Raw genomic sequence first — 13,446 nt, 5'->3', positions numbered from 1 at the left:
TGGCGAAATTGGCGCAACCAAGAATCCCCCGAGAATCATGCTAAAAAATTAAATTATTAAGTTACAATCAATTCGCAGCAAATTTATGGGGATATATTTTTTTGAATTTTATAATCAAGGAAAATAGATGAAAACCAAAAAGAAAATTGCTTTTGCCGCTACGCTTGCAACATTGCTGATTGCCGCCGCGGCTTACGCCCGGCCAATGTATTCCATCACTTATTCTTACTATTCCGATCCGTCGTACTCGGATCATGTAGGCGGTGCAGAGTTCACCTGCTCGGGCAGGATGATTTATTGGGGCGAACAAACACCGTACCGCCTGGAAGACATGCAAATGCCATGCTCCTCCACCGGACCGGAATTGCCAGGAACTGGCCACGGCTACCCATAAACTCTTTGCGCAGAAATCATAGAATAGCGTGAAGCACGGGACAGCATGTATTTGGCATCCATGAATATGGTACTTTTAAAAACATGAGCATCCTTCTCTGGAAATGATATGTTGTTCCGTAAAAAAAGCCCGCTACGCGGGCTTTATCTTTCCAGGACTGTTATAAATACATTCCAGGGCCGCGATGACGGCCGGATTTTCGCATCCATATCGCCGGAAATGATGGGGCGGGAACCCGCCGCACCCTTGCGGCAAAGGACGCCAACGGCTTACTCGGCCACGTCGAGTCCCCGCTCGATCATGCCTTCGACATATGCGCGCAGATATTGTTCCAGCGCGGGGCCGGACAGCACGTTGGCCGTCAGCGCGCCGTGCGGCGAACCTTTCAGCACGCCGTCGTGGTACACGCGCGCAATCCAGGCCACGTCCGTGCCCTGGGTGTAATCGAGTTCATAGTCGAACGTTTCACCGCTGACTTTGCGTGTGTAGACTTCTTTGACAATTGCCATCTAAAACAGCCTTTCTTGACGAGATTAACTGGGATGCGGGTGCGGCACGGGATCGTCCTGCGGCACCGGATGCACGGGCCCCGGCTGGCGCCCGGGCGCTTCTTGCGGCTCCGGCGCCGGCAGCGGTTCATCGACAGGCGCGGGATCGGGCGCGCGGTGGGCATTGATGACTGACATGGCTGGCCTCCCTGCAGACAAAGGAAGACCATACCACGAGATGCCGCCGCCCGCCCCCGTGCTGCGCTTATTTCGCTGCCGGCTCGGCGGCTGGCGGCGCGGCGTTCTTTACATATTTCTCCAGCCAGTTGTTGCTTTCATACAGCATCTGCATGATCGATTCGCGCGCGCGGTAGCCATGGCTCTCGTTCGGCAGCATCACCAGGCGCGCCGTGCCGCCCAGGCCTTTCACGGCCTGGAACATGCGCTCGCTCTGGATGGGGAAGGTACCCGGGTTGTTGTCCTGCTCGCCATGGATCATCAGCAATGCATCCTTGATCTTGTCCGCATAGTTAAACGGCGACATGGCCTGGTAGACGGCGGGCGCCTGCCAGAACGGGCGCTCTTCCGCCTGGAAGCCGAACGGCGTCAGGGTGCGGTTGTAGGCGCCGCTACGGGCGATGCCGGCACGGAACAAGCGCGTGTGCGCCAGCAAATTGCCCGTCATGAAAGCGCCATACGAGTGGCCGCCGATGGCGATGCGGTGGCGATCGGACACGCCACGGCGCACCACCTCGTCGACGGCCGCCTCGGCATCGGCCACCAGCTGCGGCAGATAGGTGTCGTTCGGTTCCTGCTCGCCATTGCCCACGATGGGGAACGATGGATTGTCGAGCACGGCGTAACCCATGGACAGGAAGGCGGCCGGCCCCCAGTAGCTGACGGCGTTGAATTTATACGGCGAACCCTTGGTCTGGCTGGCGGCGCTGGCCGTCTTGAATTCCTGCGGATACGCCCACATCAGGGTCGGCAGCGGGCCGTCGCGTTTCACGTCGTAGTTCGGCGGCAGCATCAGGGTCGCCGTCAGGTCCACGCCGTCGGCGCGCTTGTAGCGGATCAGCTCTTTCTGCACATCCTTCAATTGCGGCAAGGGATGGGCGAAATGCGTGAGGGCCGTCAATTGCGCGGCGCCCTGCTGTTTCAGGTTGCGCACAAAGTAATTCGGCTGCTCGGTCGGCGATTCGCGCGTCGACAGCAGGCGGCTGCCGTCCTCGTCCAGCACGGCCACCACGTTTTCATAGTACGGCGCGGCGCTCTGGAACAGGCGCTCCTTTTGCTTCGTCGCCAGGTTCAGGCGGTCGATGAAGGGGCGGTCGCCTTCCTTCGAGGCGCCCTGCCCGTCAAGCAGGATGGAATTATCCAGCGCGATCAGCAAGCGCGGCAAGCCGGCCGCGTCCGCACGCATGACGGGCTGGCCCGGATCGTTGTAGCGGTCCTCAAACGATCCCGCGTACACGAGGTCGGCCGGCGTGGATGGTTGATCTGGCGCAATACGCCACTGCTTGACGGCGCGCGTCTTGTACCACGACTCGCTGAGCAGGGCCAGGTCGCCGCGGCCCCAGGCCACGCCTGCGTAGCGCGAACCCAGCCTGGCCAGCACGGATGGCTTGGCCGTGAACGGCGCCGCCTGCGTGTAGACGATGTCGCGGATCTCCGCCGCCCTGGCCGGGTCGCCGCCGTCCTGCGCTTCGGCCCACACGAGGGTGGCGGGCGCATCGACGCGCCAGCTGACAGAGCGCACGCCGGCCGATACGGCATCATTACCTGGCGGCAGTCCTTCTTCCAGCGGCAGGGCCGCCACCGCATGCGTCACCTTGCCCGTCAGGTCGCGCACGTCGATCTGGTGGCCGAAGTCGTGCGCCGGCACGATATAGGAATACGGACGCACGATGCTGGTCGTCAGCAGATGCTTGCCGTCGGGCGAAGCGGACACGCGCGAGAACTGGCCGGGCTGGCCCACGAGGCGCTGCTTGCCCGCCACGTCCAGCAAGGCCAGCTGCACGGTGATGTAGTGTTCGAACAGCTGCGCATCCTGCTCGTTTTTCAGCAGGTCGGGATAGGTGCGCAATTGCTTGACGCCGCCGCCCGGCACGCTGTCCTGGATCGCGGGTCCCGTGGGAATGCCGCTGGCCACGGGCGCCGCACCCAGCTTGGCCGGCTTCAGCTGCACCAGCAGGGTTTTGCTATCCGGCATCCAGGAAAAGCCGCGGCCATACACGGTCGACAAAGGCGCGTTACCCAACTTGCGCGCCGCTTTCGTCTGCACATCGAGCAGCCACAGTTCCACGCCCGATTCCTTCACGCCCCTGGCGGCATCGGCAAAGGCGACATGCGTGAACGCCAGATAGCGCTGGTCGGGCGACCAGGCCAGATCGGCGATGCGCGGCGAGGCGGGCAAGCCGCTGACCTTGATTTCCTTCTGCGTATCGATGTCGAGCAAGCCCAGCCCGGTGTAGAAGCTGAAACGGCTGGCCGAATACGTGCGCGGATTGATGCGCAGGCCTGCCAGCTTCAGTTCCGGCTGCGCCACTTCGCTGATGCTGGGCAAGGAGGGCGTGGGCAGCACGGCGGCCAGATTGCGTTTCGGACTCAGGCTCAAAGTGGGCGCGCGCGGCGCGTCGACGATGGCTTGCAGGGGCGCTGGCGGGGCACGATAGCCACCATCTTGCGCCACGGCCAGGGAAGACGAGGCGATCAGGCCGACAGTGATGGGCAGCAAAGGAAAACGAGCAGACATGGCACTCCAGAGAGGTGGATGAAAGACAGTGGCTGACGGCACCGTGCCGCACATGGCGGCACTTCGTGACAGGGCATAGTGCTTTCTCGCCATATAAATGTCAATAAGCAATTTTTCCCGTTTGACAAGCATCGCCGCCCGTCCCCATCTCGCTTACAATCGCTGTTTTACCCGTACCCGAATGCATACATGGAAACCACCACCCTCGCCCTGCTGTTACTGGTCCCGCTGCTGGTCTGGCGCATCTACTCGCGCCTGAAGAAACTGGTGGCGCGCCAGAAATCGCAGCTGTGGCGGCACTGGACGGTGGCGATCGCGTTTCCTGCCCTGCTGCTGTTCCTGGCGACGACGACGAAATTCGATATCCTGCCCCTGTCCAGCCTTGGCGCGGCCGCGCTGGCCGGCGGCTGGCTGGGCGTGCTGGGCCTGAAGCTGACGCGCTTCGAGCAGGTCGGCAAGGACTTTTTCTTTACCCAGCACCGCTACCTGGGCCTGGCCATCACGATGCTGTTCATCGCGCGGCTGCTGTACCGCGGCATGGAAATCTACCTGAACACGCGCCTCGACGTGCCCGTGCCGCCGCCGCCGTTCGGCCAGAGCCCGCTGACCATGGCAGCCTACGGCCTCGTCATCGGCTACTACGCCGTCTACGCCTGGGGTCTGCTGCGCTGGCGCCAGCGCAACAAGCCGCTGCAGGCGCCCGAGTAATCCCCAGTAATCCCCCGCTGCACGTCAATAGAACTGGCACAGGCCTGCGCACGCCGTGGCCGACAGGGCCTGGCGTATCGTCGCCAGCGGCGGCGCCAGGGATGGATCGAGGTCCTTGTCCGCCTCCGCCATGCTGGCCAGCAGGCGCTCGCGCAAGGGCGGCGGCATCAGTCCGACATTTGCCGTGGCGTGCTGCGCGGCCGCTTCCAGCATGCGCTTCTTTTGCGCCACGCTCCAGAACGGCACTTGCGCGAACTGCACCACGCCAGTGAAGACAACAGCCGTATTCTTGCTGAACGCCCGTGCGCGCAGACGCTCGGGCCCGCTCACCGCCTCCGCCGGCTGGGCAGCGAATTCCTGCTCCATCAAGCCAATCAAATGCGCATGGCAATGCATGCTGAAAGCAAAAAAAGTGCTCATTTCATCGCCGTAATTGGCCAGGTTTTGCGTCACTTGCTCCTTGCGCGCCTGCTGCAGCTGGGCGCCTGACAGCGGCAACGGCCATTCCATGCCAAACGCATAGTATGTTTTTCCCAAACGCATGGCCTTTTCGCACACGGCCACGCTCTGGTTCACGTCCTGCAGCGCGGCGACGGGCGCCTGGAACAGGCCTCGCGCATCGGTAATTTGGGCAAGCAAGGCAGCGACAGCAGGGTCGCCCTGGCGCGGCAAGCCGCTTTGTGGCGTGGCCTTGGCCATCATCGCTTCCAGGCGCGCACTCGCTTGCTGGAAATCGGTATAGCTGTCGGCCCAGGCGGCGGGCGCCATGAGGATGGAGGAAAGGCACAGCAGGCGGCCGATGCGGCGCACGGGCGTGGAAATGAATGACGTCATATTGAGCGAGAAGAGTGAAGGAAGGACGGCCCGTCAGGCAGCACGATACAGGCGGAACTGGTGGGCCGCCGTATAAAACAGACCCACCCCGACAGGCATGTAAATGAAGGCCAGCAAAGTCGGCACAAGGGTATGGATGCTCCGTCCCAGATAGCCAGGCAAGGCGAACAGCACGCCCCACACGAAAGGCATCAGCAGCAGCCATGCCCGGCGGTTGCCACGGCCCACCATGGCGAAACTGATCCCCAGCTTCATGACCACCATCGACACGAGCGCCATGGCAGTCGGTGAAGTAAAGAAACAACACACGATCAATAGCAGCAAGAACATGCTGCCGCAGCAGACCAGAGCGCGCTTCAGGAGACGAAAAATGGACATTGCAAAGGAGACAGTTGAATAACTGGCAATTATAGGCAAAATATATCCACAGGGCAATTAATTTACTTTCTGATAAAGCAATGAATTGCCGCCGCGGTGGCGGCGCCAGCCCGATGGCGGGACTGGCGCGCCAGACGTCAGGGCCGGATCTGCGGCGCCACGCCGTCGTTGGCGACCGTGCCTTCGACGTTGCCGAAGTACACGTCCAGATCCTGCTTGGGATGGAAGTTGCGCAGCTTGACTTGCAAGGTGGTGGGATTGATCTTGCTGAACGTGCCGGGGAAGCACAGGCTGACCAGCTCGTCCGGCTTGCCCTTGATCAAGTTCAAGGTAAAGTCTTCGATGCCATTCTTCCAGGTATTACCGGTGGTCAAAATGTACGAAACCCACACGGCATTGACGAAGCCGCTTTCGCCCTGCTTGGCGGCCAGGCGGTTCCACGTCTTGTAGAAGGCCTTGTCGCCGCAGTATTTCTTTTCAAATTCGTTGCCATCGCCCAGGTAGGACGCACCCGGACCGGCCGCGACAAATGGCGCATATTGGTGGCGCACGCGCACGACTTTGCCGGCGGGGAATTTCTGCTGCCACAGGTAGATGACTTTCACGGTCCAGGCCGGTACCCATTCCTCGTCGTACAGCTGAGCCAGCAAGCCTTCGCGGATCATGATCTTGCTCTGCGCGGCCGTCAGCGGCGCCACTTTCTTGTCGAACGGCGTGTGCGACGGGAAATAGGCGATCTGCGCATCCGACAAGCCCAGCTGGTGCAAGCGGGCCGTCACGTCATTGCTGTCGAGCTTGGCGACAAACGTCGTCTGATACGCCTTGCGCTTGCCGTCCACCTCGACGGAAAACTGCTGCGGCTGGCCGTAATACGTGGGCGAGCCGTGGTAGCCGGAAGAGTATTCGGGCAGGGGGAAGAAGATCGTCTCTTCCACATCCGCTTTCGATTCGTTGAGGAATTCATACTCGACCTTGATCAATTCCGCGCTCACGCTGAGCACTTCCTTTTTCATGGCCACGGCATCGGTCTTGCCGAACAGGATGCCGCCCGCACTGACCGAGCCGATGCCGTCGTTGGCCACGGCTGGCGCCGAACACGCGAGCGCCAGCACGGCCGCAGCCAGCACGGTATGTACGCGCATCACGCGGCCTTGCCCGGTGCGGGATCGATACGCCGCTGCAGCACGAAAATCGGTTGCGCCCATTGGGTATCCTTTTTCTTCTTGCTGGTAATCAAGGTCAGTTCCGATGGATCGTAGACGTCTGTGTTGTGCGTCAACGGCGTCGTCATCAGGTACTGCGCTTCCGTGTTTTTCAGGAACTCGCCGACCAATTGGATATTGCGGATGTCGAGGTGGGCAAACGGTTCGTCGATGAAGACGAAGCCGCCGGAACCGTCTTCCGATTTCAGCAAGCCGATCAAAAGCACCAGCGACTTCATGACCTGCTGGCCGCCCGACGCTTCGCCATCGTTCATGCCGATGACGCCCTTGCCGTCGAACTTGAAGCGCACGTGCAAGCCCGCCTGCGACAACTGCACGTCGTCGTTTTCCAGGCGCACGGGGTCCGCATGCACTTCGATGCCGGCCAGTTCGCCCAGCTCCTTGATGTTCTTGCTGTAGGTCTTGATGGTGTAGCGCAAGCGTTCCATGTAGGCGCCGCGGGCATTGCCCGTCGCTTCGATGGCGCGGTTGTTCTGGTAGCGGCGCTCGTCCGTTTCCGACTGGCGGCCATGCAACTGGTCCGACAGGCGGTGGTGCTGGTCGATGACGGTGGCGTCCAGTTCCCAGTCGTCGCGCGCCAGGCTGCTTTGCAGGCTGGCCACGCGCAAGTCGACCTGGTGCGCATTCTGGTGCTCGGCCACGAGCGCCGCCCGGCGCGCGGGACGGCGCCAGCTTTTCGGCAAGTGGCGCCACGCATGGCGCAGGGCCAGCAAGGCGCGCGCATGCTCGGCGCGCTGCTCGATCTGCTTCTTGTAGCCCAGGCGCGAACCCGCTTCCGCTTCGGACAGGGCCAGGCGCGCGTTCTGCCACACCGTATCGGCGCGCGTGCGCGCCACGGTGGCGTTCTTCGTCAGGTTCTGCAACTCGCCCAGGCGGCCGCCCACTTCCAGGCGCTCTTCCTTCAACGGTTTCGAATTGCGCAGCGCTTCGGCAAATTCTTCCTGGCGCGCACTGAGTTCCTTGGCCGCGTCGACGCCGGCGATGCGCGCTTTCAAGGCGCCCACTTCGGCCGCCAGTTTCGAGATCGCCAGGGTCAGGGTATCTTCCTGTCCTTCCAGGCCCGGCAGCGAGCGCAGCAGCGCTTCCAGGCGGCCGCTGCGGCCAGCTTGGCCGAAGCGGTAGCGCGACGCTTCCACGAACAGGGAGCGCCCGCCGCGGCGTTCGCGGTGGTAGGCCTCGGGCGTGATCCACTCTTCGTGGTTGCCCAGCTTGAAACCGGCCTCGACGGAGTCGACCCTAGCAATGCGCGACAGCTGCTCGATCAGCCAGCTGGGCACGGGCGCGGAAAATTTCACCACCGCCAGCAGGCTCTCATCCTTGGCCACGGGTGCCGTGACCAGGTCGGGCACGATGAAGTGGCGATAGCGCTCCTTCTCGGCCAGGCGGTAGGCGGCAGCCGCATCCTTGGCCTTGTCCAGCAGCACGACCGAAGCGTAACCGCCCAGCACGCCTTCGACGGCGCCCTGCCAGCGGCTGTCCGTCACTTCGACGATATCGGACAGCATGGCGTGGCCGATGCCCGCGTCGCGCAGCGCACGGCGCATGCCGCGCACATTGTCCGGCTCCGGCATGGCCGTCTTGCCTTGCAGCGCGGCAATCGTCGCCTGCTCGCCCGCAATGCGCGCCGACAAAGCGTCGCGCTGCTGGCGCTGGCGCAGCAATTCCGCTTCCTTCTGTTCCAGCTGGGCCGCCACTTCGGCGATGTCGCTGCCCGAATCGGCCGCCAGCTTGTGCAAGCGGTCTTTCTGCTCGAGCAAGCTGTCCAGCGGTTTGAGCTTGCTGTTGATCAGGCTCAAACGGCTCTGCAAGCCGATCGATTCCTGCTCCAGCAAGGTTTCATTCATCTGCGCGTCGGACAGGGCCTTGGCCTGCGCGGCCAGCGCATTGCGTTTATCCGTCAGCTGCTGGTCCGCCTGCGCCATCGGTTTGCGCGCATCGCGCAATTGGCGGCTGGCCGCGGCGGCCTTTTCGCGCGCCTCGTGGTACTGCAGGCTGGGCAGCACTTCTTCCAGCAGGTTGCGGCGCTCTTTGTGCAAGCCTTCCCACTGGTGGTAATTGGCCACGCGCAGGCGCAAGCCTTCCAGGTTGGTTTTCGACGCTTCGAGTTCCGTCTCGAAACGTTTCAGTTCCACTTCCGTGTCGCGCTGGTGGCGCTTGGCTTCGTCGTAGGCGTCCAGCACTTCCTTGTCGCCGAACACCTGGAACACCAGGTCGAGCAGCTGGCGCGGCGCGTATTCGCACAATTTGTCCGTCTCGCCCTGCTCCAGCGCCAGCACTTTCGACATGGCGGGCGACAAACCCGCATTAGCCAGGCGCTTGCGGTAGTTTTCCACGCCCAGCCAGTCGTTGGCATCCGTGATGTCCTCGATCTGCACATTGCCCGGACGCATCAGATACTGGCGCTTCCAGTCACCGCCGTTCTTCTGGATCTGGCAAAACAGGGTCACTTCATCGTCGCTGAAGAAGCCGGAACTGCGGAACGGGCGGTTCGACAGCTGCTTGCCCACGTTCTTGTTGTCGACCACGGCGCGCAGCCAGGCCGTCTGCTGGCCCGAGTGGCGCGCATAGTGCTTATAGGTGCGGCCCATCGAGCAGTCGAGGCCGAACAGGGTGCGCAAGGCGTCGAGCAAGGTGGTCTTGCCCGAGCCGTTCTGCCCCGCGATGGTGATGATCTTCGCGTCGAGCGGAATATTCTTGATGCGCTGCCAGTAATCCCAGTGCACCAGTTCAAGTGATTTGATATGAAACATGGGCGCTTTCAGTGAGGGAGGTCGGACGACGATGCGTCGCCGGCATCGCCGGCGTCGGGCGAGTCGCCGATATCGGCGGACAGGTCGTCCGCCAGGTCGGCGTCGAGCAGCGGATCGCCGCTGACGGCCACCAGGCGCGACGGCGCGCGCTTGAACACGTCAGCCAGGGCGCCATTGATGATGCGCTCCTTCAACACGTCCGTGTCCATCATCAGGTCCAGCAGCGGACCTTCCAGGATAAAGTCGCCGCGCCGCTCGATAAAGCCCAGCTTGGCCAGGGTGCCCAGGTTCATGTCCATGCGCGTCTTCTTGCCCAGCTTGTCGCCGAAGTCCGACAGCAGCGCCTTGTAGGAAATGCCGATCGACGCATCTTCCGCGCGCGGCAGCGGTTTTTCCGTGCCAAACATATCGTTCTGGTCGTCGTCCGCGTGCTGGTGCGTTTCCTGGCGTTCGCGCTTGGGCAGGATGATCTGCGCCCACAACACCACCAGCAAGGCCACGCCATCGCGGGCCAGGCCGAAATTATTGTTTTGCCATACGTCGCGGGCGCCGAAAATCTTCGGCTCGATGGTGCGCGTCAGGGCCAGCGTGACATGGTCGGCATACACGTTGTCGAGCAGTTTCAAGCCGCAGGCCAGCAGGCGCGCATCGATCTCGGCGCGGAACAGCTCGTCGGACAGCACGCGCTTGACGAGCTTGTCGTCGCGGCGCAGGGTTTGATGCGTGAGCAGGCGCGCAATCAGGATTTGGGAATCGTCATTCATCGGCGGTGCCGCTATCTAAATCAAGTGAAACATTCAGTGAAAGCGAGGCGATCGACATGGCCGCCACGTGGGGGTCGGTCAGCTGGACCATCTCGTCGGTCGGTGTAAAGGTAATCGGCAGGCGGGCCAGTTCGGCCGTCGAGCCTTGCAAGCTCGCTTCGGATACATCGCCCAGCAGCGGCAGCATCGAGGCGCGGTAGGACGCCACGGCAAAGCTGGCCGGCAGCAGCGAATCCTGCACGGGCACCGATTTCGGCCCTTCTTCGCCGATGCTGGGGAAATTGCCCAGGCTGGCAAAGTTGGACAGGCGTTCGAGCAAGTCATCGAGTTCGAGCTGCATGGCGGGTCCGTCGCTGATGGTGGTGGGCGCGTCCTCGCCGCTGGGCAGGCCCGTGTTGGTCACGCCTGCCGCCCGTTCGGACAGCAGTTCCGTTTCGGCCACGTCGATCATCTCGGCCGGCGTGGAGAACAGGGGCACGACGGGCTGGTCGATGGCCCCCTCGGCCAGGCTGGCCAGGTCGTCATGCAGCAGGAGCCAGCGCTTGATGTCCGTGGTCGACAGGCCCGACTGCCCCAGGTGCACGCGCTGACGCTCGATCTGGTTCAGCGCGCGCGAGAACATGCCTTGCATGTTCAGCAATTTGCTTTGCGCGCGGCCGATGGCTTGCGCCGCCTTGTGCGTGGCGCTGTCCGCGTTTTCATCGGAAGTGATGGCCACGAGGATCTCGGAACCCTTCTCGACCCAGTCGCACGCCATGTTCCACTTCGCTTGCGCCGTGCGCAGGCGGAATTCGGAACCGGAAGCGATGGCGTCGGAAAATTCTTCCGTCAAGTCCACCAGGCGGCCCAGCAAATGTTGCAATTGCTCCACCGATACGCCGCCCACGGCTTGCGCACCGGCCACCTGCGACAGCAGGAAACCCATTTCCGCTTCATCTTCCGTCTGTCCCAGGCCCAGCAGGCTGTCGATGGCGGACAGCACATTGCGCGCCATGGGCGTGACGCGGTACACGCCCTGCTGCGCGTCCCAGGCCAGCAACTGATTCGAGCGCAGGCGCAGCAAGACCGTTTCCAGGCTTTCCGGCAACAGATACGCGAGTTTCGTGTTGATATCGGCGCGCGTATAGGCAGAGGTCGCCGCATCGGACGCCAGCTCGCGCAACACCAGCAGACGCACCAGCACGCCATCGAAACCGCCATGAAACAGGGCCGTAAACACTTGCAGCAAGGGCTGTGCCCGCTTCAAGTGAAAAACTTGCTCGATTTCATCGGCCGAAATATTGGGCTGGAAATGCGCCTGCAAGGAATCGTGATGCTCTTGCTCTGTCTGATTTGCATCCGTAGCCACGGCTGCACTTGCCATTATATCAATCATTCTTTTCCGGATGAGTGTTCAGCGGGCGGCGCAGCGGGCTAACGCAGCGCTGCGGGGCGGGGGCGTCAGTATATCAGTTCTGACATGCAATTTAGCGTGCGGGAGGGGGCAGTGCGGGCGGCCAAGTCCTTGAGTGTTGTATTGACGGAAACCCCAACGGCGAAGATGGCCGCTTCCCGCAGAAGCGGGATGCCCCCACCGGGCACCTCCCCCCGGCGGGGCTGACCCCGGTTTATGCATTCGGGCAGGCAATGTGACGCGAAAACTCGTAGCGAGCGCTTACTTCTTGACGATCTTCTGCAAGGTTTGCTCCACATAATCGCCCCCGTCCGCATCGGCGAACGTCACCTTCACGGGATACCATTCCAGCGACGGCGCCAGCCACAGGTCCACTTGCTGGCCCTTCTTGTCCGGCGGCGGCGCCTTGACCAGGTGGATGGCGGCGACCTCCCCCATGCCCGTGGCTACGGGCTCTTCCTTGACGACCTTGAAGACCCAAGGTTCGGCATCGTGCGCGCCGGCGACAAAAAAGGCCCATTCCGAACCGGGGACGAATTTCTCGGGCGCGGCGCGCGCCACGCTGGCCAGTTGCCAGACGGCGCTGTTGCGGTCCTGTTCGCCGCCTTTCAGCGGATACGTTTCATCGCCTTCGCCAAACACGATGGTCTTGCTGTCGCGCTTGAAGGTGGTCGTGACGGCATCCTTGCGGAAGCGCTTTTCCACGAATTGAAACGGCGCCAGGCCATAGTCATCGACCGTGCCTTCGCTGCGCTGCTCGAGGATCTTGCCGAACAGGGCAGCCTTGGTTTCGGCCAGCAGCGAATACTTGCCGTCGCCCACGCGCCAGTTGCTGACCGATTCGCCGGACAAGCCGATGCCGCGCTGCTTGGCCTTGATCGAATAGACGAGGTCAGCCGATGGCGCCAGCTTGTATGGGCGCTTGATGACGGGATGCTCCACGGGCGCGTCGGCCATGGCGGGTATCAGGGTGGCGGCCAGCACGCCGGCGGCAAGCAAGTGTTTCAAGGTGGTCAGAGTCATCATTTATTTTCCTGTAGCGTCATTGACGGAGATCTTGGTGACGGTTTGCGTGGTCAAAGCCCCGCTCGCCTCGGTATTGCGTATTTGTACCGGATACCACTGCATGGACGGCGCCAGCCAGATATCGAGCTGCGACGAATACGTGCCCGGTTTCGGCGGCCGGCGCAAATGCCAGGTCACCAGGCGGCCCATTTGGGTGTCCAGTTCTTCCTCGCCCACCAGCTGGAAACGGAACACGGTCGCTTCCTTTTCCTCGCCGACGAGGATATCGATATTGCCCACCAGCTGGTTGACGTCGGCACGGCCGATGGCGGCCAGCTGGAACGGCACGCTGGCCTTGTCTTGCGCCCCTTCCTGCCACGGCGCCGTGGCCGTCGTGGCCGAAAACGTGATGGCCTTGGCGTCGCGGTTGAAATGCGTGGCCGTTTGCGCACGGCCCTTGCGTTTCTCCGTGGCCGTGACGGGCACGATGCCCGTGCCATCGATCACGCCCTCGCTCGTCAGCACCAGCAGGTTGATGCGCGTGATCAGCATGCTCAAGCCCACTTCCAGCTTCAGCTGATACGTCGCGCCCCGGTTGTCCCACGCCATGGCGGCCACGCCCTGCCACCTGGTGCCGTCCGCATCGCGCCGGTCCACGTGCAGGTCGAACCGGGCCGAGGCAGGCGCATTCGTCTTGTAGTGGCGGGCCTGCTCGGCGGCCGGTGGCGGCGGCGCGCTGGCCGGCGCGGGCGCC

The 13,446-nt window shown here is 62.6% G+C and carries 13 protein-coding genes; 2 read left to right on the top strand and 11 right to left on the bottom strand.

Annotated elements, in window-relative coordinates:
* The first annotated feature begins 127 nt into the window (after positions 1–127).
* Positions 128–394 carry a DUF6289 family protein gene (locus tag GCN75_RS25875; RefSeq protein ID WP_152284917.1) on the top strand — a complete coding sequence of 89 codons (267 nt, stop codon included), beginning with the start codon at positions 128–130 and terminating at the stop codon, positions 392–394.
* 269 nt (positions 395–663) lie between these two features.
* Here GCN75_RS25875 and GCN75_RS25870 read toward each other — a convergent pair whose 3' ends face one another.
* The 3 genes from GCN75_RS25870 to GCN75_RS25865 all read right to left on the bottom strand — a co-directional run bounded on the left by GCN75_RS25870 (position 664) and on the right by GCN75_RS25865 (position 3,637).
* Positions 664–903 (bottom strand): hypothetical protein, encoded by a 240-nt coding sequence (locus GCN75_RS25870; protein WP_152257023.1) that lies wholly within the window; start codon positions 901–903, stop codon positions 664–666.
* 24 nt (positions 904–927) lie between these two features.
* Positions 928–1,080: a hypothetical protein gene (locus GCN75_RS29365; protein WP_193317658.1), complete on the bottom strand. Its 153-nt coding sequence runs from the start codon at positions 1,078–1,080 to the stop codon at positions 928–930.
* Between the two features lie 67 nt (positions 1,081–1,147).
* Complete coding sequence (locus tag GCN75_RS25865) at positions 1,148–3,637, bottom strand: alpha/beta hydrolase family protein (protein ID WP_193317657.1); 2,490 nt, start codon at positions 3,635–3,637, stop codon at positions 1,148–1,150.
* Between the two features lie 189 nt (positions 3,638–3,826).
* Between GCN75_RS25865 and GCN75_RS25860 the strand changes: the two genes are divergently transcribed.
* Complete coding sequence (locus tag GCN75_RS25860; RefSeq protein WP_152284916.1) at positions 3,827–4,345, top strand: hypothetical protein; 519 nt, start codon at positions 3,827–3,829, stop codon at positions 4,343–4,345.
* A gap of 24 nt (positions 4,346–4,369) precedes the next feature.
* Here the strand turns inward: GCN75_RS25860 and GCN75_RS25855 are convergent, their stop codons facing one another.
* The 8 genes from GCN75_RS25855 to GCN75_RS25820 all read right to left on the bottom strand — a co-directional run.
* Positions 4,370–5,179, bottom strand: coding sequence for a hypothetical protein (locus GCN75_RS25855; protein WP_152284915.1), 810 nt, complete (start codon positions 5,177–5,179; stop codon positions 4,370–4,372).
* A 33-nt stretch (positions 5,180–5,212) separates the two neighbouring features.
* A complete protein-coding gene (locus GCN75_RS25850) occupies positions 5,213–5,503 on the bottom strand; it encodes a hypothetical protein (RefSeq protein WP_152284914.1) in 291 nt (96 codons plus the stop codon).
* 191 nt (positions 5,504–5,694) lie between these two features.
* Positions 5,695–6,699, bottom strand: a complete 1,005-nt coding sequence (locus tag GCN75_RS25845) for a DUF4424 family protein (protein ID WP_193317656.1) — start codon at positions 6,697–6,699, stop codon at positions 5,695–5,697.
* Positions 6,699–9,530 (bottom strand): ATP-binding protein, encoded by a 2,832-nt coding sequence (locus tag GCN75_RS25840; protein WP_152284912.1) that lies wholly within the window; start codon positions 9,528–9,530, stop codon positions 6,699–6,701. Before GCN75_RS25840 ends, GCN75_RS25845 begins: the two co-directional genes overlap by 1 nt.
* Before the next feature lie 8 nt (positions 9,531–9,538).
* On the bottom strand, positions 9,539–10,294 hold the full coding sequence (locus GCN75_RS25835; RefSeq protein WP_152284911.1) for a hypothetical protein: 756 nt from the start codon (positions 10,292–10,294) through the stop codon (positions 9,539–9,541).
* Complete coding sequence (locus GCN75_RS25830; protein WP_152284932.1) at positions 10,287–11,657, bottom strand: hypothetical protein; 1,371 nt, start codon at positions 11,655–11,657, stop codon at positions 10,287–10,289. The genes GCN75_RS25835 and GCN75_RS25830 overlap by 8 nt, the downstream gene beginning before the upstream one ends.
* Positions 11,658–11,948: 291 nt before the next feature.
* Positions 11,949–12,713 carry a DUF3108 domain-containing protein gene (locus GCN75_RS25825; RefSeq protein ID WP_152284910.1) on the bottom strand — a complete coding sequence of 255 codons (765 nt, stop codon included), beginning with the start codon at positions 12,711–12,713 and terminating at the stop codon, positions 11,949–11,951.
* Positions 12,714–13,446: DUF3108 domain-containing protein (locus tag GCN75_RS25820; RefSeq protein WP_152284909.1), on the bottom strand; the 733-nt coding region annotated here is incomplete at its 5' end.

Source organism: Janthinobacterium violaceinigrum (assembly GCF_009208555.1).
Taxonomy (GTDB): Bacteria; Pseudomonadota; Gammaproteobacteria; order Burkholderiales; family Burkholderiaceae_D; genus Janthinobacterium; species Janthinobacterium violaceinigrum.
This window is presented reverse-complemented; position numbering and strand designations above follow the sequence as displayed.

Coding starts and splice junctions, on each gene's coding strand:
- GCN75_RS25870 (WP_152257023.1), bottom strand. CDS start 903: ATGGCAATTGTCAAAGAAGTCTACACACGCAAAGTCAGCGGTGAAACG.
- GCN75_RS25855 (WP_152284915.1), bottom strand. CDS start 5,179: ATGACGTCATTCATTTCCACGCCCGTGCGCCGCATCGGCCGCCTGCTG.
- GCN75_RS25875 (WP_152284917.1), top strand. CDS start 128: ATGAAAACCAAAAAGAAAATTGCTTTTGCCGCTACGCTTGCAACATTG.
- GCN75_RS25845 (WP_193317656.1), bottom strand. CDS start 6,699: ATGCGCGTACATACCGTGCTGGCTGCGGCCGTGCTGGCGCTCGCGTGT.
- GCN75_RS25835 (WP_152284911.1), bottom strand. CDS start 10,294: ATGAATGACGATTCCCAAATCCTGATTGCGCGCCTGCTCACGCATCAA.
- GCN75_RS25865 (WP_193317657.1), bottom strand. CDS start 3,637: ATGTCTGCTCGTTTTCCTTTGCTGCCCATCACTGTCGGCCTGATCGCC.
- GCN75_RS25860 (WP_152284916.1), top strand. CDS start 3,827: ATGGAAACCACCACCCTCGCCCTGCTGTTACTGGTCCCGCTGCTGGTC.
- GCN75_RS29365 (WP_193317658.1), bottom strand. CDS start 1,080: ATGTCAGTCATCAATGCCCACCGCGCGCCCGATCCCGCGCCTGTCGAT.
- GCN75_RS25840 (WP_152284912.1), bottom strand. CDS start 9,530: ATGTTTCATATCAAATCACTTGAACTGGTGCACTGGGATTACTGGCAG.
- GCN75_RS25830 (WP_152284932.1), bottom strand. CDS start 11,657: ATGGCAAGTGCAGCCGTGGCTACGGATGCAAATCAGACAGAGCAAGAG.
- GCN75_RS25825 (WP_152284910.1), bottom strand. CDS start 12,713: ATGATGACTCTGACCACCTTGAAACACTTGCTTGCCGCCGGCGTGCTG.